The organism is Mesorhizobium sp. M4B.F.Ca.ET.058.02.1.1, from assembly GCF_003952505.1.
Classification (GTDB): Bacteria; Pseudomonadota; Alphaproteobacteria; order Rhizobiales; family Rhizobiaceae; genus Mesorhizobium.
Genome location: NZ_CP034450.1, coordinates 1,409,749 through 1,432,742, shown reverse-complemented (window position 1 = coordinate 1,432,742; position 22,994 = coordinate 1,409,749). Strand labels below are relative to the sequence as shown.

The following is a 22,994-nucleotide window of genomic DNA, read 5'->3' as shown; positions in this document are numbered from 1 at the left end:
ATGTCGACAAGGATACTCTATGTGGATGACGAGGACGACATTCGCGAGATCGCCCAAATGTCGCTCGAGCTCGAGCCACGGTTCGAGGTGCGGTCCTGCTCTTCTGGCGCCGAAGCACTGGCGGTCGCCGCCGATTGGCAGCCCAACCTCATCCTGCTCGACGTGATGATGCCGGACATGGACGGGCCGGAGACGCTGAAGCGGCTGGCCGCCTCGCCGCTTACGGCATCGATACCCGTGGCGTTCATCACGGCGCGCACCCAGACGCATCAGGTCGAACACTATCTGGCCATGGGGGCAGTCGGGGTCATCGCCAAACCCTTCGACCCGCTGGCGCTTGCCGGTGAAGTCAGCAAGCTGCTTGCGCTACGAACGGGCTGACGGCCTGCTTCGGATGTCCACGCGGCCGGCATAGGCGATAAGCTGCTGCGGAAGCTGTGCGGCGCCGTTTACGGCTCCTATACCATGCCCTCATATTCATCTACTGATTGTATCGAAATGCGGCCGTCGCGAATCGGCTTTATCTATGATTACGCGGCGTTGGCGGGCGCGGGGAACACCCGCGCGGAACTATGGCATGGACCCGCATTGGCGGATGGCGGTCCATGGATTGATCACTCCGGGGGGCGACGGAACCGGAGCAGGACAGGTGAACGGAGCGAAGGCAAGAATTCTGATCTGCGATGACGATCCGTTGCTGCTCGAGCTGATGGAATTCAGGCTGAGGGCGAAGGGATACGAGGTCATCAAAGCGGTCGACGGTGCCGAAGCGCTCTCCAAGGCGGAGCGGGACGCACCCGACATCATCGTGCTCGATGCGATGATGCCCAAGGCTGACGGCATCGAGGTGCTGGCGCGCATCAAGGGCGATCCGGCTCTGTCCGAAACTCCGGTCGTCATGCTGACCGCGCGCAAGGCCGAAAAGGACATCGTCTCGGCGCTCGAAAAGGGTGCCGACGACTACCTGGTGAAGCCGTTCATCCCCGAAGAACTCCTGGCCCGGCTTGCGCGTCTGATCGCGCGGAACAAGCGCTGATGCAGCGAAGCCGGCGCGCCGCCATTGCCGCATGCATGTTCCTGGCAATCGCCGCATCTCCCGGCGTCTCATTGGCCCAGACCGCCGACGAGCTCTACGCGTCCGGCGTCAAGGCAAGGCAAGCCCAGCATTTCGATGAGGCGGCGGACCTGCTCAAGCGCGCGCTGGCGCTGAAACCCGGCAATGCCGATGTTCTGGTGCAGCTCGGCTTTGCCGAGCTCGGCCGCAACGATCTGCCGGCCGCGCGCGAGGCCTTTTCCAGGGCGCTCTCGCTTGCCCCGGCCTATCAGGATGCCAGCTTCGGCCTGGCCGAGGTTGAGTTCCGCTCCGGCAATCTGGATGCGGCACTGCCGCTGGCCGAATCGGTGGTCCGCGCCGAGCCCGGCAATGCCGACGCCGCGGCGCTGGTCGAGACCATTCGCAAGGCAAAGCAGGCCGCCGCCGGCAGCAAGATGAAGCCCGCTCCGGCGGCTGCAGTGCCCGCGAAGAAGGCGCCCCCGCGGCGGGCGGATCCCGTCGCCGGGCTGATGCAGCAGGGCAGGCGGCTCAGGGCGGCGGGCAAGCTGCCAGAGGCCGAGCAGGCCTATCGCCGGGCGCTAAGGCTGGCGCCGAAGAACACCGACATACTGGTCGCCCTTGGCCTTGTCGTCGGCTCCGGCCAGCGCTTCGACGAGGCCGGGCATTTTTTCGACAGGGCGTTGGCCATCGATCCCGGCCTGCTCGACGCTCGCCTCGGCAAGGTGCGCCTGGCGATCTGGCAGGGCGATTTGCCGCGCGCCCGCGCGCTGGCCGATGAGGCGCTGGCTTCGGCGCCGGACAATGTCGAGGTGCTGAACCTCGACGCCAGGATTGCCCTGCTGGAAGCGGATTACAGGCGGGCCGAACAGTCGTTCCAGCGCGCATTTGCGGTCGATCCGCGCAATGCCGAGGCGCTGGTCGGCATCGGCGATGTGCGCCGCGCCGAGGGTGACGACGCCGCCGCGCGGCTGGCCTACCGACAGGCGCTGGCCATCGAGCCCGGCTCCGCCGACATCGAGCAGAGGCTGGCCGTGCCGCCGCCGCGCAAATGGCGGCTCGATATCGGCACAGAGATGAGCGATCTCAGCGACGGGCTCGGCGACTGGACCGACAGTTCGGCAGGTCTTGCCTATCGGCTGTCGCCGGCAACGACCATTTCGGGCCGCAGCCGGGTGGCGACCCGCTACGGCCATACCGACGTCCAGGTCGAGGGCCGCATCGACCAGGCCTTTTCGCCCGCCTTCTCCGCCTATGCGCTGGCGGCAGCGACCCCGGACGCCGATTTCCTGGCGCGCTACTCGATCGGTGCCGGCGCGTCCTGGCAGGTCATGGCGCCGGCCAGGCAATTCGGTCCGGTCTCGCTCAACATCGACGCCCGCTACGACGATTTCGCCAATGCCGGCGTCACCACCATCTCGCCCCGGGTGCAGGGCTACATCCTCGATGGCCGCCTCGGGCTTTCCGCCCGCTGGGTGCACGCCGAGGACGATATCGGCACGCGCGCCGACGGTTATGTGCTGCGCGCCGATCTTGTGGTGACGCCCCGCTTCAACCTGTTCGGCGGTTACGCCGACGCGCCGGAAATCTCCGACGGCACGCTGGTGCCGACGCGCACCGTCTTCGGTGGCCTTTCCTGGGATGTCAGCGATCCGCTGACGCTGCGCGCCAGCCTGGCGCACGAGCAACGCCCGACCTTCGACCGGACCATATTCGGGCTCGGTCTGACCGCGCGGTTCTGATCATGTGGCTGGTCTGGGACATGTCCATTCTGCTCAGCGCCCTTTCGCTGGTGATCATGCTGCTTTTGATCGCGCGCCGGGTGCTGCAGGAGCGCCGGAGCACTGCCGCCGCCGATCAGCGGCGCCAGCTTCTGACGGCGCTGATCGCCTTCACCGAAAACCGCGACCGCGAGGCCCTGAAGGCGGCCATCCTCGCGGTGCCGGCCGGGGTGGCGATCAATGCCGGCTTCGAATTCCTGTCGCTGCTGCGCGGCGCGGAGCACGACGACGTCCTTGCCGCCTTCAAGGAATGCGGCATGCCGGCCCGTGTCGGCAGGCAGCTTGAACGAGGCAACGTCGCCGAACGCATCCACGCCGCCGAGATGCTCGCGGCGCTGGATTCGGAGGATGCGTCGGCACGCCTGCTTTCGGCGCTGGCCGAGGACCGCTCGCGCGAAGTCAGGATCGCCGCGGCCATCGCGCTCAGCGATCTCGGCAGCCTGCCGCTGCTCGACTTCGTACTGGACAATATCGGCGTGGCGGGGCAGCGCTCGCGGCGCGTCATCGAGCTGTTCAGGCGCTTTCCGCGGACGCGCTTCAACGAGCTTGCGGTGCATGCATCGCGCGCGGACGGCGTGCCAGTCGTCAGGGCGGCCGCGATCGAAGCGCTGGCCCGCGCCGGCGGCTTCGGCTTCGCCGATTTCTTCGCCAGCCTCGCCGGCGATGCCTCACCCGAGGTCGCCGCCGCCGCGCTCCGCGCGCTCGGCCTGACCGGCCATGCCGACGCGCCGTCCATCCTGGCGAGCGCGATGGCGAGCGACGACCTCGACGTGCGCGCCGACGCCGCCGACGCCGCCGGCCGCCTCGGCCTCAGCGAACTCGCTGCGACGCTCGCCGGGCTGATGGACGACGAGGTGTGGACCGTGCGCTATGCCGCCGCCAACGCGCTGCGCTCCTTCGGCCAGCCCGGCGAAAAGATGCTGCGCGCGATGGCCGCCAGCGACGTCTCGCGCAGCCAGCGCACCGCCTCGCTCATCCTTGCCGAGGGCCCTGCCACATGATCGCCGACTGGAGCCACCAGATCGTTCTGACAGCCTCAATCCTGTCCTGGTTCATCATCGGGGCCGGGCTGGCGCAAACGGCGATCTACCTGTTGCAGCTCATCGTCGCCGCCTACGCGCTGTCCATGCGCCCGCCGGTGGCGCGCTCGGCGCTGCTCTGGCACCGCTATGGCGACGTCGCGCCGCCGATCGCGCTTTTGGTGCCCGCCTACAACGAGGCACTGAACGTGGTCGAGAGCGTCCATTCCATGCTGGCGCTCGAATATCCGAATTTCGAGGTGATCGTCATCAACGACGGCTCGAAGGACGACACGCTGCAGCGCCTGATCGAGGCCTTCAGGCTGGTGAAGTTCCACCGGCCCTACGAGGAGGAACTGGCGCACCAGCCGATCCGCGGCCTCTATTCCTCGCCGATGACCGAGCGGCTGTTCGTGGTCGACAAGGAGAATGGCGGCAAGGCCGATGCCCAGAATGCCGGCATCAATGTCTGCCGCGCGCCGCTGTTCTGCGTCATCGACGGCGATTCCATCCTCGAACCCGACGCGCTGATGCGCGCGGCGCAACCCTTCATCGACGATCCGGAGCGCACCATCGCTGTCGGCGGCACGATCCGCATCGCCAACGGCTCGCGGATCGAGGCGGGCAGGGTGCGCGAGGTGCGCCTGCCGTGGCGCCTGCTGCCGCTGCTGCAGGTGGTCGAATACCTGCGCGCTTTCCTGATGGCCAGGCTTGCCTGGAGCCGCATCAACACGCTGATGCTGGTCTCCGGCGCCTTCGGCATGTTCCGCCGCGCCGAAGTGGTGGCGGTCGGCGGCTTCACCCAGGGTTCGATGGGCGAAGACCTCGACCTCGTCATCAAGCTGCACCGCCACATGCGCGATACCAGGCGCAAATACCGCATCCAGTTCGTTCCCGAGCCGGTGTGCTGGACCGAGGCGCCGGAGACGCTGAGCGTGCTGGGCAGGCAGCGCACGCGCTGGCAGCGCGGCGCGCTCGAATGCTTCTTCCGCTACCGCGCGATGCTGTTCAACCCGCGCTACGGCCGCGTCGGCTTCCTCGGCTTCGGCCACATACTGATCGTCGACGTGCTGGGGCCGGTGGCCGAGGTGCTGGGCTATATATTGATCCCGGCCTTCTGGCTGCTCGGCATCCTGTCGGGCGAATATCTGCTCGCCTTCACTTCACTCGTCTTCACCTATGGCGTCTGCGTCAGCGTCTGCTCGCTCGTCCTCGAAGAGGCCGAGTTGCAACGCTTTCCTCGCGCCAGGGACCTGGCCGTGCTGACGGCGGTCGCCGTGATCGAGAATTTCGGCTACCGCCAGCTCAACAATTTCTGGCGCGTGAAGGGCTGGTGGCAGTTTTTGCGCGGCAACCAGGGCTGGGGCGAGATGACCAGGACCGGCCTCGGCGGCGCCAAGAAATAGGCGCGGCCGGTTCGCGCCCGGCCATTCGCGTCATTGCAGCGTGCGCTCGATCTCCGCGATCAGCGCATCGAGCGCTGCGTCAATGGCACCGCCATCCGCCTGTTCGACCAGCAGCGTCTCCAGCGCCGCTGCCTTGGCACTGATCTCCGCAAAGCCGAATGTTCCGCCGGCTCCCGCCAGCGAGTGGGCGAGCTTGGTCACGTCGGGCAGGGGACCTTGCTCCCGCGCGGCCTTCAGCTCCGCGAGCTGATCGGCGCACCGGGCCAGGAAACGCTCCCGCAAGGGGGCGAAGGGATCGTTTGAAATGGGCCGCACTCCATTCGAATGTCGGCGGCATTCAAACAGAAAGTCGGGCGTGTTGGAATGGCCGGGGCGGGATTGCTGGGTGGCGTCAGGCCGTTGCAAGTGCTGGTCAGGGCTGCCGGCAGCCGGACTATCGAGCCGACGGCATGAAACCTTCTGATTTTGAAGCCGTTGTCGGCTGATGTCAGAAGTTGATTCCAAACCGAAGCCGGCCGCCGGCGCCAAACCGCGCGGTGCCCCGAAGTCACGCCAGAAGCGGTCGCGCCCAGGGACGCCAGACGAAGAGAAGTCGCGCGGAGAGAAGGCGCGTCCAGAGAAAACGAGGGCAGAGAAATCGCGCCAGGAGGAATCGAGCCAAGAGAAGTCGCGCGAAGAGAAGGCCTCGGCTCCCGAGGTCAACGGCGAGGCCGCGCCGCCGCCGGAGGCCGTCGAACCCGATCCGAAGCTGACCCCCGAAGAAGCCGAGCAGGCGCGCAAGAAATATCTGCTGCGGCGTTTCTGGATCAGCGCCCGCGGCTACTGGAGCCGGCGCGGCGACAGGCTCGCCTGGCCGTTCACGATCGGGCTGTTGATCCTGATCTGCATCAATGTCGGCGTCCAGTACGGCATCAATGTCTGGAACCGTTCGATCTTCGACGCCCTCGAGCAGCGCGACGCCCGCACCGTCTATCTCCTCACCGCCGTCTTCCTGCCGCTCGTGTTCGCCAACGGAAGCCTTGTCGTTGCGCAGGTCTATCTGCGCATGACGATCCAGCGCCGCTGGCGTTCCTGGCTGACCACCGCGGTCATCTCGCGCTGGCTGGCCAGCGGCCGCTACTATCAGCTGAACCTGGTCAGCGGCGACCACCAGAACCCCGAAGCCCGCATGACCGAGGATCTGCGCATCGCCACCGATTCGCCCGTCGATTTCATCTCAGGCGTCCTGGTGGCGTTTCTCGCCGCCTCGACCTTCATCGTGGTGCTGTGGACGATCGGTGGGGCGCTCACCCTGCCGATCGCCGGCGAGACCATCACCATTCCCGGCTTCCTGGTCATCGCCGCTGTCATCTATGCCGCCATCACCTCGACCTCGATGGTGGTCATCGGTCGCAACTTCGTCCAGCTCTCCGAGCGCAAGAACCAGGCGGAGGCCGAGCTGCGCTACACGCTGACGCGCGTGCGCGAGAACGGCGAGAGCATCGCCTTGCTCGGCGGCGAGGACGAGGAACGCAGCGGCATCGACAGGAATTTCGGCCATGTTCTGAGGCAATGGGCGCTGCTGACCGGCCAGCACATGCGCACGGCGCTCGTGTCGCAGGGGTCGAGCCTGTTTGCGCCCGTCGTGCCGATCCTGCTGTGCGCGCCGAAATTCCTCGAAGGCAACATGTCGCTTGGCGAGGTGATGCAGGCCGCTTCCGCCTTCGGCATTGTGCAGGGCGCTTTCGGCTGGCTGGTCGACAATTACCCGCGCCTCGCCGACTGGAACGCCTGCGCGCGACGCGTCGCCTCGCTGATGATGTCGCTCGACGGGCTGGAGCGCGCCGAACTGAGCGATGCGCTGGGACGCATCCAGCGCGGCGAGACTGAAGATGGCGCCATGCTCAGCCTCGATAATCTCTCGGTGACGCTCGACGACGGCACCTCGGTGGTCAAGGAGACCGAGGTCGCGATCGAGCCGGGCGAGCGGGTGCTGGTGGCCGGCGAATCCGGCTCGGGCAAGTCGACGCTGGTGCGGGCCGTCGCCGGCCTGTGGCCGTGGGGCGGCGGCAGCGTCAATTTCCACGCCGACAGGCGGCTGTTCATGCTGCCGCAGCGGCCCTACATCCCTTCCGGCACGCTGCGCCGCGCCGTCGCCTATCCCGCCGCCGCCGACAACTGGACGGTCGAGGAGATCAATGCCGCCCTCGACAAGGTCGGCCTCGCCTATCTGGCCGCCAGGATCGAGGAAGACGCGCCATGGGACCAGACGCTGTCGGGTGGCGAAAAGCAGCGCCTCGCCTTCGCGCGCCTGCTCTTGCACAGCCCCGATATCATCGTGCTCGACGAGGCGACCTCGGCATTGGACGAGAAGAGCCAGGACAAGATGATGCAGACCATCATCCACGAACTGCCCAAGGTCACCATCATCAGCGTGGCGCACCGCGCCGAGCTGGAAGCCTTCCACAGCCGCAAGATCACGCTCGAGCGCCGCAAGGGCGGCGCCAAGCTGGTCAGCGACATCGAGCTCGTGCCGCGCAAGGTCAAGCGGAATGTGTTCCAGCGCGCCCTGTGGGGAAGCGGCGCGCGGGGTGGAGCGCGGCGTGAGGTCGAGTGAGGTGGCAGGGCAATCGCATATGGTACTCCCCCCGCTTTGTGAGGGAGAGGAAACGCCAACCACCGTGGTCGCGGCCCTGAAAGGCTTGGGTTTCCTCTCCCCCATAAATTTGGGGAGAGGCGGCCGCGCAGCGGCCGGTGTGGGGGCTGGCGCCGCCATTTTTGCCGGGATTTGGGCCAGCCCGGCCGGTTACCTCGCGTTCAGCTCCGCCGTGTAAGGAATGCGGCATCCGGAGGCGGCTGGCTCATGTTGGACAACTACGAGGTGGACCGGTTTGGCGTGATCCACCAGATCGACTTCACACCGATCAAGTACGACAAGCAGTACATTTCTTATTACGAGGACCTCAGTGACCGGACCATCAAGCTCGGATACCAGCGGCTTGGCTGGGTGCTGGGCATCACCGGCGAGGTTCCTCGGTCCCTGCTGGAAATCGGATACGGCACCGGCACCTTCGTCGAAGCCGCGAAGATAACCGGGGTCGCCGATTGCGCCGGCTGCGACATCGCCGAGTTTCCGCTGCCCAAGGGCGTTCGCTTCGTCGATTGGGATGAGGCGCTCGCCAGCCAGTGGGATCTCGTCGCCATGTTCGACGTGCTCGAACACATCCCGGATCTGGGTTTCCTCGGCCGCCTTAAGACCCGGCACCTGGCCGTCGCCGTTCCCTATTGCCGCTGGCGCGAGCTCGGCGCCGACGGCGACGCGTGGTTCCGAACGTGGCGTATGCGTCTTCCCAACGAGCACCTGCACCACTTCGATCGCGACTCGCTGGTGGCGCTGCTCGCGCACAACGGCTTCGAATGCGTGACGCTGAACTCATTCGAGGACGGCATCAGGCTGCGCCCCGGCGAAGCGGGTCCGAATATTCTGTCCGGCTTCTTTAGGAAGTTGTAGGTGGGTTCCCGGTCCTAGACAGCCTGTCTCCCCTGGTGGATCATGCGTGGGTAGGCAAGCCAGGGGCGCCGCCATGGACGTCGGAGATTGGCTGCGGAGGCATGGCCTCGAACAGTATGAGGCCGCCTTCCGCGAGAATAAGATCGACGACACGGTCCTGCCGACGTTGACGGCCGAGGACTTGAAGGATCTTGGCGTCGGATTTGTCGGACATCGTCGTAAGCTGCTCGACGCCATCGCAGCCTTGCGCGCTCAGGTAGCTGCACCAACGCCACTGTTATCCGATGCGCCTCTGGCAATCGACAATGCCGCGAAGGACACCGCTGAGCGCCGGCAGGTCACCGTGATGTTCTCGGACCTTGTCGGCTCGACGGCACTCTCGGCGCGAATGGACCCTGAGGATTTGCGGGAGGTGATTGCGGCCTATCAGAAGTGCGTTGCCGAGGCGGTGCGTCGCTTTGGCGGGTTTGTGGCCAAATACATGGGCGACGGCGTGCTGGTGTATTTTGGCTATCCAAAGGCGCATGAGGACGACGCGGAGCGAGCCGTGCGGGCTGGGCTGGCGATCGTTGATTCGATCGCAAGGCTCGCGATCCCGGCACAAGGTGGGCTTGCGGTACGCGTCGGCATCGCAACGGGGCTGGTGGTGGTGGGCGATCTCATCGGCGAAGGAGGAGCGCAGGAGGAAGCGGTGGTCGGCGAGTCGCCGAACTTGGCGGCGCGGCTGCAGGCATTGGCGGGGCCTGGCGAGATCGTGATCCCGCTCGCGACGCGCCGACTGCTCGGCGGGCTGTTCGAGTTCGCCGACCTCGGCTTGCACGAGCTGAAAGGGTTCGACGCCCCGATCCGCGCGTGGAGAGTGCTTCGCGAGAGTGCCGCCGAGACCCGGTTCGAAGCGCGCGCGACGAGCGGCCTCGCCCCCACGGTCGGGCGCGAGCACGAGCTTGCTCTGCTCGCGGAGCTCTGGAGCAAGGCCGCGTCCGGGGAGGGGCAAGTGGTCCTGCTCGCCGGTGAGCCCGGCATCGGCAAGTCGCACCTGATTCAGGCGCTGCGCGAGCGCCTGCGCGACCGGCCGCACATCCGCATCCGCTGCCAGTGCTCGCCGTTCCACGCAAACAGCGCCCTTCGCCCGTCGATCGTCCAACTCACCCGCGCGGCTGGCTTCCACCCAGACGATCCGCCGAGCGTGAAACTCGATAAGCTGGAGCGGCTCCTGGCGCGGTCCACAGACAAGGTCCGGGACGACGCCCCTTTGTTGTCGGCGTTTCTTTCGCTTCCGGTGGGCAGCCGCTACGCACCCCTGAACCTCAGCCCCAGCGCCAGAAGGAGCTGACCCTCGAGGCGCTGATCCGGCAGCTTGTTGGCCTGGCGGCCCGCCAGCCCGTGCTGTTGGTTTTCGAGGATATCCACTGGATTGATCCAACGTCGCTGGAGCTCCTCGACCGATTGGTCCCGCAGATCCCCCGCCTTGCAGTCTTGGCGATCTTCAGTTTCCGCCCTGAGTTCGAGCCGCGGTGGATCGGCCACCCGCGGGTCACCTCGCTCGCGCTGAACCGCCTGAGCCACCGGCAGGGTGCCGCCCTGGTGCAGCGGTTGACCGGTGGCAAGGCGCTGCCGGGCGGGTTGCTCGAGCAGATGGTGGCCAAGACAGACGGCGTGCCCCTGTTCCTCGAGGAGGTGACCAAGGCGGTCATCGAATCCGACGTGTTGACCGATGAAGGCGACCGTTACGCGCTCGCGGGCCCGCTGCCACCGTTGGCGATCCCTGCAACCCTGCAGGATTCTCTGGTGGCGCGGCTCGATCGGCTGGTGGCGCCGGCGCGGGAGGTTGCGCAGATTGGCGCCGCCATCGGCCGCGAATTCTCTTATGAGCTGCTGGCGGCTGTCGCGCAGCGCGGGGAACGGGAACTGCAGGGCGCCCTCGACCAGCTGATCGGCGCCGAGCTCGTGATCGCGCGCGGTCGGCCGCCGCACGCGACGTGCATCTTCAAGCACGCATTGGTGGGAGATGCCGCCTATGCCACCTTGCTGCGCAGTCGGCGCCAGCAACTGCACACCCGGATCGCCCACGCGCTCGAGCAGCATTTCGGCGAGGTCGTCGAACACGAGCCCGAGATCGTGGCTCAGCACTATACGGCTGCAGGCCTCTCGCTTCAGGCCATCGGCTATTGGCAGCGCGCGGGAGAGAGCGCCAACGACCGTTCGGCCAACGATGAGGCCCAGAGCCATCTGCAGAAAGCGCTGAACCTGATCGAAACGCTCCCTGCGGGCCCGGAGCGCCAGCGGCGCGAGCTCGCAGCGCTAACGGTGCTGGGCCGCGTGCTCGCCGCCAGGAGTGGCTACGCAAATCCCGAGGTCGAGCAGGTATATTCTCGCGCGCGCCGCCTTTGCGAGCTGATGCCGGAAGATGCGGACCTCTTCCCGGTTCTGCTCGGCCTGGCCATCTACTCGGCCACGCGCGCCGAACTCACGTCGGCGCACGAGCTGAGCGGACGGCTTCTCGACCTTGCCCGGCAGAGCAACGATCCCGTGTGGGTGGTCGAAGCCCACTATGCTCGGGGGGTCGGCTTTTCCTGGCGCGGCGACTTCAGGGAGGCACGCAAACATCTGGAGCTGGCCTCTGAATCGTATCGCCCACAGCGACATCGAGCGCATCTCGCCCTCTACGGCCAGGATCCCGGACCGATTTGCCTGTGTCGTGGGTCGGCGGTGCTTTGGCACCTCGGCTACCCCGACCAGGCGCTGGCCCGGATGGAAGACGCCCTTGTCTTGGCCGAGCGATTGGCGCACCCCTTCAGCCGCGCTTATGTGCTGACATGGGCAGCATGGTTACGACTGTTCCGACGCGAGGTGGCCGAAGCCGAGGAGCGGATCGACCGTGCGCTCACCTTCGCGACCGAGCAGGCGTATCCCTTTTGGACCGCCATGGCCGCCCAGCAGAAGGGCTGGCTCTCGGCGAAGCAGGGCCATAAGGAGCGGGCGATCGCCCAGATTGAGGATAGCCTGGCCCGGATGCAGGCCGTCGGAACGCACGTGACGCAGGCATACGCGATGGGACTGCTCGGCGAGGTGCTAGGCAGTGTCAATCGCGCGTCCGACGGCGTGCGTCTGATCGATCGGGCCCTCGACCAGGTGAACCGGACCCGCGAGCAGTGGTGCCATGCCGAATTGCTGCGGCTCCGCGGTGCCCTATGCGCTGCCGCGGAACCAGGCGATTGCCGCGAGGCTGAAATCTCGTTCCGCCAGGCGATCGAGCGGTCTCGCGAGCAAGGTGCCAAATCCTGGGAGCTCCGCGCCGCCACATCGCTTGCGCGCCTTTTGGCCGAACAGGGCAAGCGCGCCGAGGCGCACGACCTGCTGGCGCCGACCTACGGCTGGTTCACCGAGGGCTTCGACACGCTCGATCTGAAAGAGGCCAAGGCCTTGCTCGACAAGCTGGGGGCATGATCCACATGCCAGCCATGCAATGTCCGGTCCTGGCGCATTCCGGACACCGATCTCGCGCTGAGTCAGTGCACGCGTTCAAAATATCAAGCGAGTAGTCCATCGCGGCCTCGTCCCGGCTATCCGCCCGCGTGTTCGTTGCGACCGTGAGCCGCGATGAACATGGCGACAGCCGACCGGCAATAGGATTCGATTTCGTCATCGTCCTCTGCTCTCGCCTCATCAAAGCGTGCAATAATCAGAAGATCGGAGCCTTTGAAAAGTGCGGCAAACAAGCGGGCGGACCGGAGAGGATCGGGTACGTTCAGCACCGCCTTCGCGTGCAACTGACGTAACAGGGTCTCGATTTGGGCGACGATATGGGCGGGGCCGGCTTCGTAATGGACTTTGCTCAACGACTTTTGGTTCGGCGTGTCGGCCATGACCATGGCTTCGACGTTGCGGACGTCTGGGCGCAGCAGCGTGCGAAGCAGCGATGATCCCACCGCCATAAGCTGATCCTCGGCCGAGCCATCGACGCCTTCAAAAAGCGCCTGTGGGACTAACTGCTGACAGCGGGCCGCAAAGGCCGCGCCAAACAGCGCCTCTTTGTTCTCGAAGTGCTTGTAAATGCTGAGCTTCGATATCTTCGCTCGCTGGGCGACCTTGTCCAATGTCGTCGCTTGAAAACCCAATTCTGCAAAGAGTTCGCCTGCGGTGTCGACAATGGTTTGGCCAAGCGCCTCATTGGCGGGCCGGCCACGCCGGCCTCGACTATTTTCGGTCATCGCAATTACAGTCCTTGACAGTATCGTTATTCATGAATTACGATACTACGCAGTTTCAGAAATTCCAAGAGTGGATTTTATCGTGTCCTCCAAATCAGGATTGCCTTGGCCGCCCACCGATATCGAATGCGCATCGCTGGACGATTCTGCGCGCCAGGCTCAGCCCAACCCGCTTCATCCGCAACACGGAGCCCATCACCATGGATGACGTCATCATTATCGGCGGCAGCTTTGCTGGCCTTGCCGCCGCCCTGCAACTCGGCCGTGCCCGCCGCAAGGTCACCGTTCTCGACACCGGCCTGCCGCGCAACCGCTTCGCCGGCCACTCGCATGGTATGCTTGGTCACGATCACAAGCCGCCGCTGGACATCCTGGCCGAGGCGCGCCGGCAGTTGGCGCGTTATCCTGCGATCAGTCTGGTCAACGCTCGGGCCGACAAAGTCTCCGGCGGCATCGACGATTTCTCCGTCCTCATGGGCGATGGCGAAAGCCTTGGGGCGCGTCGGCTGATCCTGAGCTATGGCATCACGGACCAGATGCCCGATGTGCCGGGGTTTGCCGAAAGCTGGGGCACGTCCATCGTGCCCTGTCCCTATTGCGACGGCTTTGAAGTCGCCGGCCAGCATTGGGGCCTCGTCTGGTCCGGCCCGCAGTCGCACAATCAGGTCAGGCTGTTCCACGATTGGACTGACAGGTTGACGGTCTTCGCCGATGGTCACGACATCCCGACCGATATCCGGGCCGATCTGGAGCGTCGCAACACACCTATCGTCGATGGCCGGATCACTGAAATCACCCGTCATGGCAGCCGTAATCCCACCCTCAAGCTCGCTTCCGGCCGTGATGTCGCTGTCGACATTCTGTTCGCGCATCCGCGCAACAAGCCGTCCGCCGGCCTGCATGAATCACTGGGCCTCGCCACGGCCGCTACGCCCCTTGGCATCGTCCTCAAGGTTGATGAGCGCCGCGAAACCAGCATGCCCGGCATCTACGCCGCGGGCGACCTCACTAACCCCATGATCCCCTCGGTCACCACGGCATCGTGGCAAGGCGCGATGGCGGGCATCTTCGCCCAGCAGTCGATGCTGGTTTGAGAGGCGCGCCTGGAATCACCTTGTTGCAAACGTTCAAATTTGAGCTTCCGCACTCATGCTTTGTCGAGAGTATCTCCTTTAGTCTCCTAGACCTTCTGCGCCGTAAGTTTGGCCGTTTTGCATCGCCGTCGGCGACGACGAAATAGGAGAACGCAATGACTCGCAGTCACGTTGAACGTCTTGGAGAGTTCAGGGAGATCCTCGTCGCGACTCGGCGCGAAGGCGTCCGTAACGTGCACCATACGCGCGACGCAATGCGGGCAAGTGGCTTCCAGATCGGAGACAGCGATGGCTCCAGCTACGGCGCCCAGCTGAAGGCGCTTCAGGAGGAAATCGAGGCAGTCGATCGCGCCATCGAAGACGAGAAGCGGCTGGCCTTGGCCATCGAGAGCGCGGCTCAACCCCGCCGGCCGACCAAGCCGAGAATCGTGAAGGGAACGTAGAGCCAGGCGCTGGCGCTGGCGTCATGCCAGCGTGCGCTCGATCGCCGCGATCAACGCACCGAGCGCCGCGCCACCGGCCCCGCCATCCCCTTACTCGACCAGCAACGTCTCCAGCGCCGACGCCCGCCCGCTGATCGCCGGAAAGCCGAAGGTTCCAGCGGCACCGGCGAGCGAGTGCGCGAGCCGGATCAGCGGATCGTTGCCGGGCAGGGGAGCCTCACGGGCGGCCTTCAGCTCCCGCGAGCCGATCGGCGCAGCTGGAGAGGAAGCGCTGGCGGAGGGGGGCGAAGGGGTCGGTGGGGATGGGGGTGCTCCGGGGCTGGTTGGGGGTATTCAAGCAGAAAGCGGTGTGGGGTGGAATGGCGACCTGTGTTGCTCATCGGTCACCTCACTCGTCAGAAGCCGTGCTCGCATGCCAGAACACCTGCGCGAAGGCGCATCACAAGCTTCACCAAACTGATGTTGGGTGCCAATTCTCGACCGTATCAAGATCGAAGTTCACCTGCCTTAAAGGTTTCTATGACGTCGGAAGTCACGGCAGTGATGACTGGTCAGGGGCGTTCTCCAAGTTCAGTGGTTTGAAGCAATGCGAAAATGCTATCGTTTGCGCTGTCTTCCCGCTCGACCGTTAACTCAAACAAGATGATAATGATCCTCAGTGAATCAGGTGGCGGAAAAGCGGATGAATCAGCGGTCAATTACCCTCGACAATTATCAATTGCGCGCAATACGCACGGATCGAACCAACCAATTGGGTAATGGATTCGATCTCCCAGTGCTCGGCTTGGTCGGCGAGATTGGGAGCCTTCTAAGTGAAGTTAAGAAGAAGCAGCGCGACTCCCGATCTTACCTTGGCTACGAGGCCAGCGTAATCGAGGAAATGGGAGATGCCCTCTGGTATCTCGCTGTGATCGCCGATCATGCTGAATTGCCACTCTCGGCAGTAGCGACGACAGCCCAAGGCGATGCGAAGGAGCGCATGTTCGATGGAAACGATGTCGAACTCCTTAGTTTGCAGCCTCAGCCTACCTTGCCGTTGAACGCTCCCACCGCCGCGTTTGAGCGTACCCTTTTGCAGCTTGCTGGGGCTGTCGGGCGCCTAGCTGCGCTAAGCGCAGAAGGTGGTTTGCCATTAGATCGAGCGGGCCTTCTTGACCATCTTGCGGCAATCTTCCGGTTCCTGCTCTCGGCTGCCAACGAAGCAGGCATCACTCTGGATCAAGCCGCCGATCACAATTTGAAGAAGGCTGCTGACAGATGGCCTGAGGACCGAAATTTTGGAACTGACTTTGACAAAGAATATCCCGAAGAGGAGCAACTTCCAAAGAATCTAGAGATAGAAATCTTTGAAAGAGTCGCCAAGAACGGAAAGACTTATGTAGTGCAGAAGTGCAACGGGATTTTCATAGGAGACAGCCTAACGGACAATATTATGAAGCCAGATGATTATCGGTTTCACGATGCCTTCCACTATGCCTATGCGGCGATACTGGGATGGTCTCCCGTTACACGCGCCCTTTTTCGTCTGAAGCGAAAAAGCGAAACAAAGGTTGATGAAGGCCAGGATGGCGCCAGAGCCATCCTGATTGAAGAAGGGGTCGCGACATATGTCTTTGGGGAGGCGAAACAGCTGGACTTCTTTGAGGGCCAAAGTGCAGGAGATTTGGGGTTTACATTTCTAAAATCTGTGCGGCAATTTGTACGAGGATACGAGTCGGAGGACTGTCCGCTGTGGCTATGGGAGGAGGCGATTCTCAAGGGCAATGAAGCTTTTCGGTTCCTTAGAACGCATAGGCGCGGCCGACTTATTCTTGATCGCCCCAACCGCAGCCTGTCGGCAGAGACACTACCATGATTGACACCTCGGGTTTTATAGAGGCCCTCCGGGGTTTGCGTTTCAACAATGCATTTAATCCGTACGCTGAGACCTGCCAAGCGTACGACCTTGTTGAGGCGCCTGCGGTCCGCCGGCACAACCTTAAGATGGTTCTGGATGCAGCCCTTGACCGCGGAGTGGAGTCAATATGGATCGCACGTGACCTCGGCTATCGTGGTGGTCGGCGGACGGGGCTCGCATTGACCGACGAGGTCCATCTTGGGGCACACGCTGCGCTCCTTGGCACGGCACCACTGAAGCGTGCTACTCGTGGGCCTGCGGTGGCGGAGCGAACGGCAACGGTCATCTGGGAAGTCCTCCGTGAACTTCGTCGGCCGATATTCCTTTGGAACGTCTTTCCTCTCCATCCTTTCGAGGAAGATTCTCCACTTTCGAATCGCTGCCATACTCGCGACGAACGATATGCCTGCAGCCATCTGCTGCAGTGGCTAATAGAGAGATTGCGACCACGATCAGTGGTTGCGATCGGTCGTGACGCACAGGCCGCTTTGGCTGATTTGGATGTCGCGGCCGAGCAGGTGCGGCATCCTAGCTACGGTGGTCACAATGAGTTCAGGGCGGGTGTGTATTCGCATTATTGCGTATCGCCTCGTGTCGAGGGGCAAACCTTGAGGCTTTTGTAACTGGGTATAACGTTGGATGGCTCTAGCCTTGACGGTCGGGGATACTCTATAAGTACTTCATGGGAACTAGACCGCCGGAGCAGTACCGTGAGCGACAAAGTTTGCAACGTCTTTATTAGCCATGTCCACGAGGATGACGCACGGCTACAGGCGCTGAAAGATCTTCTCGCCAAAAATGGCTGCTCCGCTCGTGACAGTTCAATCAACAGCGATAGACCCAACAACGCGAAAGACCCCGACTACATCAAACGCGACATACTTAGCCCTCGCATAGAATGGGCGGGTACGGTCGTCGTCCTTATTACGCCAGATACGAAACATAGCGATTGGGTTAATTGGGAAATCGAGTATGCCCATAAACTTGGCAAACGTATCGTAGGAGTGTGGGACCACGGGGAGCACGGATGCGAGCCGCCAGAGGCGCTCGATGAGTATGCAAATGCAGTCGTCCCTTGGCGTGCCGAGCAGATTATCGACGCTATCTTCGGGAAGATCGAAGAATGGCGCGACCCCAAAGGCGAGCCTCGGGCGGAGCGACCAATCGCTCGATACAGGTGCGCGAGCTAGAGTGCGGCTACATTCTTACGTCCTGGATCACGACTATGGGTTCGCTCCGAACCCATTCCACGGAGTATGTACTCTTGCAACTTGCAAACCCAGCATTCGCGAGCACGCGGAGATTGGCGATTACGTTGTCGGGACAGGTTGCGCCAAACGTAGACGGCGAGGCTTTCTAGTCTATTTCATGGTCGTCGACGAAATCACAACGTATGATCACTACTGGAACGACCCGCGCTTCATGACGAAGCGTCCCTTTCTTCGTGGCAGCAAGATGCAAGCTTTTGGCGATAATATCTATCATCGCAATCCTAATAGCGGTGAATGGCTGCAGGCCAGCTCGCTCCACAGCGAGCGAAATGGTGCGCTAAACCCAATTAATGTAGACCATGACACTAAATCGGAGAAGGTCCTCATTGGGCACGACTATGCCTATTGGGGCGGAGGAGGGCCAGAAATTCCGCAGTTGTATCGCGATTTCAATGGAGCTGATATTTGCGCTCGTCGCGGCCATCGGAATCATTTCTCCGAGGAACATCGAGACCAATTCATCGATTGGATAAGGTCTCTAGATGCCCACGGGTACATGGCTCGACCTCTGGATTGGGTCAGGACCGCTTGAAGGCCCCGCCGCACAAAGCTGCGACCTTGGAATATCGCCCTTTCATATTGAAGTTAATTTCCGGCAATCTTCTCTTGACGGAGGAAGCCACGTAGCACAAGCGCCACCGCTTGATCGATGTGTGCGGTTGCGACTAGCGCTTTGTTTTCATTCGCTGTTAGGCCGTTCCGAAGGCTATCGACCGAAAATCCGGAAAAACGGCCCCTACCGAGCCAGCTACGGTTAGGGCCTGTGTTAGGAGTTAGGCCTAGCTCGACGGCAATATCGAAGGTGCAGCCACCGAAGCCGCCTAGAAGAAACAGAGGCTGCTCGTTCTCAAGTGAGAGTAGTGCTTCTTCGGCCACCCCCGGCATCCTTCCCTTGAAACCCTCGACGGTTCCACCCAATACAATGCGAGCGTCGCTCGCGCTGCGCACGGCCATGCGCATTGCTGTCAATCCATCAGCCCATTCTTTATCCGTTGCAGGCGCCGTAGTTGCGGGTCCGCGCGCCTCCGGTAACACAACTGTACCATCCGGCCCCATACACAAAACTTCAGCGCTTCCTTTAAGTGCGTTAGACAACTCGATGAGCCTGTCAGCGGATAGATGGGCATGAACGGGCCAAGCCAAATAGTTGCTCACGCCAACACGCTCGTCTCCCAAGTCTGCGTCCCGCCGATGTCGTGCAACCAATTCGAACAACAGGCGTGAAAAACCATGCTCACGAAGGTCGCCTCCGTAGAGAAGACGTGCACCCATCGCCAGCAAATGCCTCGCGACTTCCGTCATCGCGTCATCGAGATGTTCCGGACCCAGTCCAAGCAACGCCATATCAGGACTTGTCGAGATTGAAATCGCGACGGCGCGCTGACTCAAAGGTTCTCTGTAGTTCATATGGATCTCCCGGCCAGCCACTCAGTCATGCTGCGTAACTGCACCTTCGGTGCAATAATCTCAAAGAGGCGCTGCTCCTCTGCGCCGATAGGTGGCTCCGGATAGACTAATGTCACGTCTGCTTGAGCCTTGCCTTCCAAACCGACCAAAGTGATGAGTTCGGGAGGGCGTGGAACAAAGACGACATCATCCCGATCCGAGGCGGCCGACTGGACCCAGCACCGCCAAAGGAAGTCCTTAAGAACTTCGTCCAGCAATTTGCTGACGATCACGTCGATGCGGTCCGAAGTGATAGGATCCATGCGTACGACTGGAACGTTTCCAAGGTAGGGAAACCCTCGTTCATCCATGTCACTCATACAATTGGCAATTACCAGTGGGACGTTCCATCGCTTTGCTTCTATAATTTCACGGCGACACCACTCTCTTGACGAATAACTGTCGGTGTTGATGGCGACAACTGCGCTCAATTTTACCTTTTGTAATAGAACCTTGTTGAATTGTAGGCCGATTGGTATGTCATGGACATCAAAGAAGCTCGACAGGCCGTCGCCCTCATAGACATATCTCCGAATTAGTTTGGCGATTCGTTCCCCATCTTCGTCGTGTTTCGAGTGACTGATAAATATCTCCACTTTCCTCAGATATCTGGCAAGGATGTCCCCAGTTTCTTTCGGTCGCCTTAGATGCTCTAGATAAGATCTTAACATGCGGCAGAGTTGGTGGGTTAGGTCAATAATGAGGCGCCGCTGACGCTCTTCGAACGAAAGACCGTCCCATTTGTCCCATCGCGAGGCCTGTTCGAATAGGCCGATCCGCGTTGCGGAACCGTCTATCGCAACCGGGAAGACGCGGGCGGCCAAACCCTTGGCGTCCGCCTGTTGGGCTAGTTTTTGGGCCCAAGCTACCCAATCCGGGTCATGTACCCAGTGGTCGTCAATTAGCAAGACAACGGCTGAAGTTTCAGCATCGATCAGGTCAATGTCGATTGGAGTTGCGGCGTCCGGAGCAGGAAGGAACCGATATACCACGGGCAATCCAGATCCGCCGGCTACATTCTCATAGAGTTTTCGGCGGTAGTGATCATACAAGACACGGGCAAGCCGCTCTCCGTCCTCAAAGTCAGGATGCCATGCCACGTAGATGACCAGGAACGGTCGTGCGGTATCGTGCATATCGACTACCATTGGATTGTTCGGAAGCGTTGCCTTGTTACTATGGCTCGCCACGGACTTTGGCAACAAGGGCGAGGTCATATAGCAAGTCGAAAGAGCAACGCTCTCCCCCCTTGCCAACCTCCCCACCTTCCCCTAATCTCCCTCTGAGAAAACCTTTTCCCAAATCCCCTTCGCTCGTTGACCCTCACCCGTCATCACCGCGCAGGGCGATAAGAGAAAACCTTTTCTCAACCAAGGGATGCGCCTCGCCACATGTCCTCCAACGCCTTGCCAGCGCCAGCCCCGGTCACCCTGCGTGAGGTGGCGTCGGCCGCCGGCGTCAGCGTGGCGACGGCCTCAAAGGCGCTGAACGGGCAGGGGCGGATGACGGCGGAGACGCGCGAGCGTATCCGCGAGACGGCGCAGCGGCTGGGGTTCCGGCCGAACAGCCTGGCGCAGAGCCTGTTGCGAAAACGCTCCTTCACCGTCGGGCTGCTCACCAACGATACCTACGGCCGCTTCTCGCTGCCGCTGATGGCCGGCGTTTCCGATGCGCTGGTCGATGCCGGTGTCTCGGTGTTCCTGTGCAATGTCGAGGACGATCCGCGGCTTGGCCAGCTGCATGTCGAGGCCATGCTCGACAAGCGCGTCGACGGCATCATCGCCACGGGAAAACGCATCGACCGCCATCTGCCGATCGACCTCTCCAATTTGCGCATCCCGGTGATCTATGCCTTCACACAGCCCGATCCCGGCTCGGTCGCCTTCGTCTCCGACGATGCCGGCGGCGCGCGGCTGGCGGTCGAGCATTTTTGCGGGCTCGGACGCCGGCGCATCGCCCATGTCAGCGGGCCGGCGAGTTTTGCTGTCGTGCATGAGCGCGCCCGCGCCTATCGCCAGGTCCTTGTCGAGCACGGCCTGCCGGCCGCCGAGCCGTTGCTCGGCGCCTGGTCGGAAGGCTGGGGGCATGAGGCGGTGGCGAAGCTGTTCGACGGCAAGGGCAGGGCGGAGACGCCGGACGCCGTCTTCTGCGGCAACGACCAGATCGCGCGCGGCGTCATCGATGCGCTGCGCGAGCGCGGCATCCGCGTGCCCGAGGAGGTCGGCGTCGTCGGTTTCGACAATTGGGAGATCGTGGCCGAGGCGACGCGCCCGCCGCTGACCTCGGTCGACATGAACCTGGCGACGCTCGGCCGCGAGGCCGGGCTCGCTTTGCTTTCGCTCGTCGGCGGCCAGGCGGCCGCGCCGGGCATTCGAAAACTGCCGTGCCGGCTGGTGGTGCGTCAGTCATGCGGCCGCACAGTGGGCGGCTAACGGGCCTGCGCTACCAAGCGCGGCCGAACTGGGAGGAGAACCAATGAGGAGGAGAACCATGAAGACCATGATTGCCGGGCTCGCGCTCGCCGCGAGCATCTTTGCTCTGCCTGCTTTCGCGGCCGACACCGCCAACATCTGGGTGCGCGCCGACGGCTCGAACTTCATGCCGCGCATCGTCGACGCCTTCAACAAGGGCCACGAGAACCAGATCAAGCTCGACATCATCCCCAATGCCGAGATCATCCCGAAATATGGCGCTGCCGCCGCCGGCGGCACCGCGCCCGACGCGCTGTCGCTCGATCTGATCTACACGCCGTCCTTCTCGGCCGCCGGCCAGCTCGAGGACATCACCGACTGGGCGAAGTCGCTGCCCTATTTCGCCAGCCTGTCGCCGGCGCATGTCAAGACCGGCACCTACAAGGGCCGCATCTATGGCCTGCCGTTCTCGGCCGACAGTTCGGTGCTGATCTGGAACAAGAAGCTGTTCAAGCAGGCCGGGCTCGATCCGGAAAAAGGCCCGACCAACTGGGCCGAGATCGAGGCCGACGCCGAGAAGGTCAACGCGCTCGGCGGCGATATCAAGGGCTTCTATTTCTCCGGCAATTGCGGCGGCTGCAACATCTTCACCTTCACGCCGCTGATCTGGGCTTCGGGCGGCGACATCCTCTCCGAGGACGGCACCAAGGCGACGCTGGACAGCCCGCAGCTGCGCGGCGCCATCGACCTCTACCGCTCGATGGTCAAGAAGGACCTGGTGCCATCAGGCGCGCAGACCGACACCGGCGCCAACTTCTTCGCCGCCTTCGCCGCCGGCAATATCGGCATCTCGCCGTCCGGCGCCTTCGCCATCGGCGCGCTCAACACGCAGTATCCGAATGTCGACTATGGCGTCACCTTCCTGCCTGGCAAGGATGGCGGTTGGTCGTCCTTCGCCGGCGGCGACAATTTCGTCGTCACCAAGGGCACCAAGAAGCTCGCCGTGGTGAAGGAGTTTCTGGACTTCGCCTATTCGCTCGAAGGCCAGACGCTGCTCGCCAAATACGGCAGCCTGCCGGTGCGTGGCGACATCGCCAAGGAGGCGCTGAAGGACCTCGATCCGCGCTACCAGATCGCCGCCGAGGCGATGGCCAAGGGCCGCACGCCCTACACGGTGGTGTTCAACGACCTGATCAACTCCGCCAACGGTCCGTGGACGCAGATGGTCAACGAGGTCTTCTTCGGCGACGATGTCGACGGCGCGATATCGAATGCACAGGAGACCATGCAGTCGATCATCGACCAGGCGCCGCAGAAGTAGCGCCGCCCTCAACCTCCCCCTTGAGGGGAGGTCGGACCCGCAGGGTCCGGGTGGGGTCGCCCCGGCAGTGCTCGACGTTATCTCCCCGTCGGCGCGCGTCGCGGCGGACCCCACCCCCGGCCTTCGGCCGGACCCTCCCCTCGAGGGGGAGGG

The 22,994-nt window shown here is 63.0% G+C and carries 22 protein-coding genes; 17 read left to right on the top strand and 5 right to left on the bottom strand.

Annotation, left to right across the window (positions count from 1 at the left end):
- The 5 genes from EJ073_RS07180 (at position 1) to EJ073_RS07160 (ending at position 5,257) form a co-directional block, all read left to right on the top strand.
- Complete coding sequence (locus tag EJ073_RS07180) at positions 1 to 381, top strand: response regulator (RefSeq protein ID WP_126055111.1); 381 nt, start codon at positions 1 to 3, stop codon at positions 379 to 381.
- Positions 382 to 649: 268 nt separating this feature from the next.
- A complete protein-coding gene (locus EJ073_RS07175; RefSeq protein WP_126055110.1) occupies positions 650 to 1,036 on the top strand; it encodes a response regulator in 387 nt (128 codons plus the stop codon).
- Complete coding sequence (locus EJ073_RS07170) at positions 1,036 to 2,793, top strand: YaiO family outer membrane beta-barrel protein (RefSeq protein WP_126055109.1); 1,758 nt, start codon at positions 1,036 to 1,038, stop codon at positions 2,791 to 2,793. Before EJ073_RS07175 ends, EJ073_RS07170 begins: the two co-directional genes overlap by 1 nt.
- A gap of 20 nt (positions 2,794 to 2,813) precedes the next feature.
- Entirely contained in the window at positions 2,814 to 3,833 is a 1,020-nt protein-coding gene (locus EJ073_RS07165) for a HEAT repeat domain-containing protein (RefSeq protein WP_245455483.1), read from the top strand.
- A complete protein-coding gene (locus EJ073_RS07160; protein ID WP_189375180.1) occupies positions 3,830 to 5,257 on the top strand; it encodes a glycosyltransferase in 1,428 nt (475 codons plus the stop codon). Before EJ073_RS07165 ends, EJ073_RS07160 begins: the two co-directional genes overlap by 4 nt.
- A 30-nt stretch (positions 5,258 to 5,287) precedes the next feature.
- Here EJ073_RS07160 and EJ073_RS07155 read toward each other — a convergent pair whose 3' ends face one another.
- Positions 5,288 to 5,539, bottom strand: a complete 252-nt coding sequence (locus EJ073_RS07155; protein ID WP_245455482.1) for an Hpt domain-containing protein — start codon at positions 5,537 to 5,539, stop codon at positions 5,288 to 5,290.
- Positions 5,540 to 5,741: 202 nt separating this feature from the next.
- Between EJ073_RS07155 and EJ073_RS07150 the strand changes: the two genes are divergently transcribed.
- The 4 genes from EJ073_RS07150 to EJ073_RS32880 all read left to right on the top strand — a co-directional run bounded on the left by EJ073_RS07150 (position 5,742) and on the right by EJ073_RS32880 (position 12,194).
- Entirely contained in the window at positions 5,742 to 7,853 is a 2,112-nt protein-coding gene (locus EJ073_RS07150) for an ABC transporter ATP-binding protein/permease (RefSeq protein WP_126055107.1), read from the top strand.
- A 246-nt stretch (positions 7,854 to 8,099) separates the two neighbouring features.
- Positions 8,100 to 8,747 carry a class I SAM-dependent methyltransferase gene (locus tag EJ073_RS07145; RefSeq protein ID WP_126055106.1) on the top strand — a complete coding sequence of 216 codons (648 nt, stop codon included), beginning with the start codon at positions 8,100 to 8,102 and terminating at the stop codon, positions 8,745 to 8,747.
- 73 nt (positions 8,748 to 8,820) lie between these two features.
- The gene (locus EJ073_RS32885) at positions 8,821 to 10,080 is read left to right on the top strand and encodes an adenylate/guanylate cyclase domain-containing protein (RefSeq protein WP_348627240.1); all 1,260 of its coding nucleotides are present in this window, start codon (positions 8,821 to 8,823) and stop codon (positions 10,078 to 10,080) included.
- A 50-nt stretch (positions 10,081 to 10,130) separates the two neighbouring features.
- A complete protein-coding gene (locus EJ073_RS32880; protein ID WP_348627239.1) occupies positions 10,131 to 12,194 on the top strand; it encodes a hypothetical protein in 2,064 nt (687 codons plus the stop codon).
- 116 nt (positions 12,195 to 12,310) lie between these two features.
- On the opposite strand, the gene EJ073_RS07135 is transcribed toward EJ073_RS32880, so the two are convergent.
- Positions 12,311 to 12,958 carry a TetR/AcrR family transcriptional regulator gene (locus EJ073_RS07135; RefSeq protein ID WP_126055105.1) on the bottom strand — a complete coding sequence of 216 codons (648 nt, stop codon included), beginning with the start codon at positions 12,956 to 12,958 and terminating at the stop codon, positions 12,311 to 12,313.
- A 200-nt stretch (positions 12,959 to 13,158) separates the two neighbouring features.
- Here EJ073_RS07135 and EJ073_RS07125 point away from each other — a divergent pair, with 200 nt between their 5' ends.
- Positions 13,159 to 14,052 (top strand): NAD(P)/FAD-dependent oxidoreductase, encoded by an 894-nt coding sequence (locus tag EJ073_RS07125; protein ID WP_126055104.1) that lies wholly within the window; start codon positions 13,159 to 13,161, stop codon positions 14,050 to 14,052.
- 155 nt (positions 14,053 to 14,207) lie between these two features.
- Positions 14,208 to 14,495, top strand: a complete 288-nt coding sequence (locus EJ073_RS07120; RefSeq protein ID WP_126055103.1) for a hypothetical protein — start codon at positions 14,208 to 14,210, stop codon at positions 14,493 to 14,495.
- A 90-nt stretch (positions 14,496 to 14,585) separates the two neighbouring features.
- Here the strand turns inward: EJ073_RS07120 and EJ073_RS32005 are convergent, their stop codons facing one another.
- Complete coding sequence (locus tag EJ073_RS32005) at positions 14,586 to 14,684, bottom strand: Hpt domain-containing protein (protein WP_245455696.1); 99 nt, start codon at positions 14,682 to 14,684, stop codon at positions 14,586 to 14,588.
- A 493-nt stretch (positions 14,685 to 15,177) separates the two neighbouring features.
- Here EJ073_RS32005 and EJ073_RS07110 point away from each other — a divergent pair, with 493 nt between their 5' ends.
- The 4 genes from EJ073_RS07110 to EJ073_RS07095 all read left to right on the top strand — a co-directional run bounded on the left by EJ073_RS07110 (position 15,178) and on the right by EJ073_RS07095 (position 18,195).
- Positions 15,178 to 16,350 carry a nucleoside triphosphate pyrophosphohydrolase family protein gene (locus tag EJ073_RS07110; RefSeq protein WP_126055102.1) on the top strand — a complete coding sequence of 391 codons (1,173 nt, stop codon included), beginning with the start codon at positions 15,178 to 15,180 and terminating at the stop codon, positions 16,348 to 16,350.
- A complete protein-coding gene (locus EJ073_RS32875) occupies positions 16,347 to 17,015 on the top strand; it encodes a uracil-DNA glycosylase (RefSeq protein WP_126055101.1) in 669 nt (222 codons plus the stop codon). The genes EJ073_RS07110 and EJ073_RS32875 overlap by 4 nt, the downstream gene beginning before the upstream one ends.
- 87 nt (positions 17,016 to 17,102) lie before the next feature.
- Complete coding sequence (locus tag EJ073_RS07100; RefSeq protein ID WP_126055100.1) at positions 17,103 to 17,582, top strand: TIR domain-containing protein; 480 nt, start codon at positions 17,103 to 17,105, stop codon at positions 17,580 to 17,582.
- Entirely contained in the window at positions 17,473 to 18,195 is a 723-nt protein-coding gene (locus EJ073_RS07095; RefSeq protein ID WP_245455694.1) for a hypothetical protein, read from the top strand. Before EJ073_RS07100 ends, EJ073_RS07095 begins: the two co-directional genes overlap by 110 nt.
- Positions 18,196 to 18,248: 53 nt before the next feature.
- Here EJ073_RS07095 and EJ073_RS07090 read toward each other — a convergent pair whose 3' ends face one another.
- Together EJ073_RS07090 and EJ073_RS07085 are read right to left on the bottom strand one after the other, a co-directional pair.
- Positions 18,249 to 19,070: a hypothetical protein gene (locus EJ073_RS07090; RefSeq protein WP_126055098.1), complete on the bottom strand. Its 822-nt coding sequence runs from the start codon at positions 19,068 to 19,070 to the stop codon at positions 18,249 to 18,251.
- Positions 19,067 to 20,257 carry a TIR domain-containing protein gene (locus EJ073_RS07085; RefSeq protein ID WP_210211273.1) on the bottom strand — a complete coding sequence of 397 codons (1,191 nt, stop codon included), beginning with the start codon at positions 20,255 to 20,257 and terminating at the stop codon, positions 19,067 to 19,069. The genes EJ073_RS07090 and EJ073_RS07085 overlap by 4 nt, the downstream gene beginning before the upstream one ends.
- 243 nt (positions 20,258 to 20,500) lie before the next feature.
- On the opposite strand from EJ073_RS07085, the gene EJ073_RS07080 reads away from it, so the two are divergent.
- Positions 20,501 to 21,541, top strand: coding sequence for a LacI family DNA-binding transcriptional regulator (locus EJ073_RS07080; protein ID WP_126055097.1), 1,041 nt, complete (start codon positions 20,501 to 20,503; stop codon positions 21,539 to 21,541).
- A 58-nt stretch (positions 21,542 to 21,599) separates the two neighbouring features.
- Positions 21,600 to 22,841 carry a sugar ABC transporter substrate-binding protein gene (locus EJ073_RS07075; RefSeq protein ID WP_126055096.1) on the top strand — a complete coding sequence of 414 codons (1,242 nt, stop codon included), beginning with the start codon at positions 21,600 to 21,602 and terminating at the stop codon, positions 22,839 to 22,841.
- The last annotated feature ends 153 nt before the right edge of the window (positions 22,842 to 22,994 follow it).

Excerpts from the sequence above, each read along its gene's own strand:
- EJ073_RS07180 (WP_126055111.1), top strand. The coding sequence starts at position 1 with ATGTCGACAAGGATACTCTATGTGGATGACGAGGACGACATTCGCGAG.
- EJ073_RS07170 (WP_126055109.1), top strand. The coding sequence starts at position 1,036 with ATGCAGCGAAGCCGGCGCGCCGCCATTGCCGCATGCATGTTCCTGGCA.
- EJ073_RS07165 (WP_245455483.1), top strand. The coding sequence starts at position 2,814 with ATGTCCATTCTGCTCAGCGCCCTTTCGCTGGTGATCATGCTGCTTTTG.
- EJ073_RS07160 (WP_189375180.1), top strand. The coding sequence starts at position 3,830 with ATGATCGCCGACTGGAGCCACCAGATCGTTCTGACAGCCTCAATCCTG.
- EJ073_RS07150 (WP_126055107.1), top strand. The coding sequence starts at position 5,742 with ATGTCAGAAGTTGATTCCAAACCGAAGCCGGCCGCCGGCGCCAAACCG.
- EJ073_RS07145 (WP_126055106.1), top strand. The coding sequence starts at position 8,100 with ATGTTGGACAACTACGAGGTGGACCGGTTTGGCGTGATCCACCAGATC.
- EJ073_RS32885 (WP_348627240.1), top strand. The coding sequence starts at position 8,821 with ATGGACGTCGGAGATTGGCTGCGGAGGCATGGCCTCGAACAGTATGAG.
- EJ073_RS07135 (WP_126055105.1), bottom strand. The coding sequence starts at position 12,958 with ATGACCGAAAATAGTCGAGGCCGGCGTGGCCGGCCCGCCAATGAGGCG.
- EJ073_RS07125 (WP_126055104.1), top strand. The coding sequence starts at position 13,159 with ATGGATGACGTCATCATTATCGGCGGCAGCTTTGCTGGCCTTGCCGCC.
- EJ073_RS07120 (WP_126055103.1), top strand. The coding sequence starts at position 14,208 with ATGACTCGCAGTCACGTTGAACGTCTTGGAGAGTTCAGGGAGATCCTC.
- EJ073_RS07110 (WP_126055102.1), top strand. The coding sequence starts at position 15,178 with ATGAATCAGCGGTCAATTACCCTCGACAATTATCAATTGCGCGCAATA.
- EJ073_RS32875 (WP_126055101.1), top strand. The coding sequence starts at position 16,347 with ATGATTGACACCTCGGGTTTTATAGAGGCCCTCCGGGGTTTGCGTTTC.
- EJ073_RS07090 (WP_126055098.1), bottom strand. The coding sequence starts at position 19,070 with ATGAACTACAGAGAACCTTTGAGTCAGCGCGCCGTCGCGATTTCAATC.
- EJ073_RS07085 (WP_210211273.1), bottom strand. The coding sequence starts at position 20,257 with ATGGTAGTCGATATGCACGATACCGCACGACCGTTCCTGGTCATCTAC.
- EJ073_RS07080 (WP_126055097.1), top strand. The coding sequence starts at position 20,501 with ATGTCCTCCAACGCCTTGCCAGCGCCAGCCCCGGTCACCCTGCGTGAG.
- EJ073_RS07075 (WP_126055096.1), top strand. The coding sequence starts at position 21,600 with ATGAAGACCATGATTGCCGGGCTCGCGCTCGCCGCGAGCATCTTTGCT.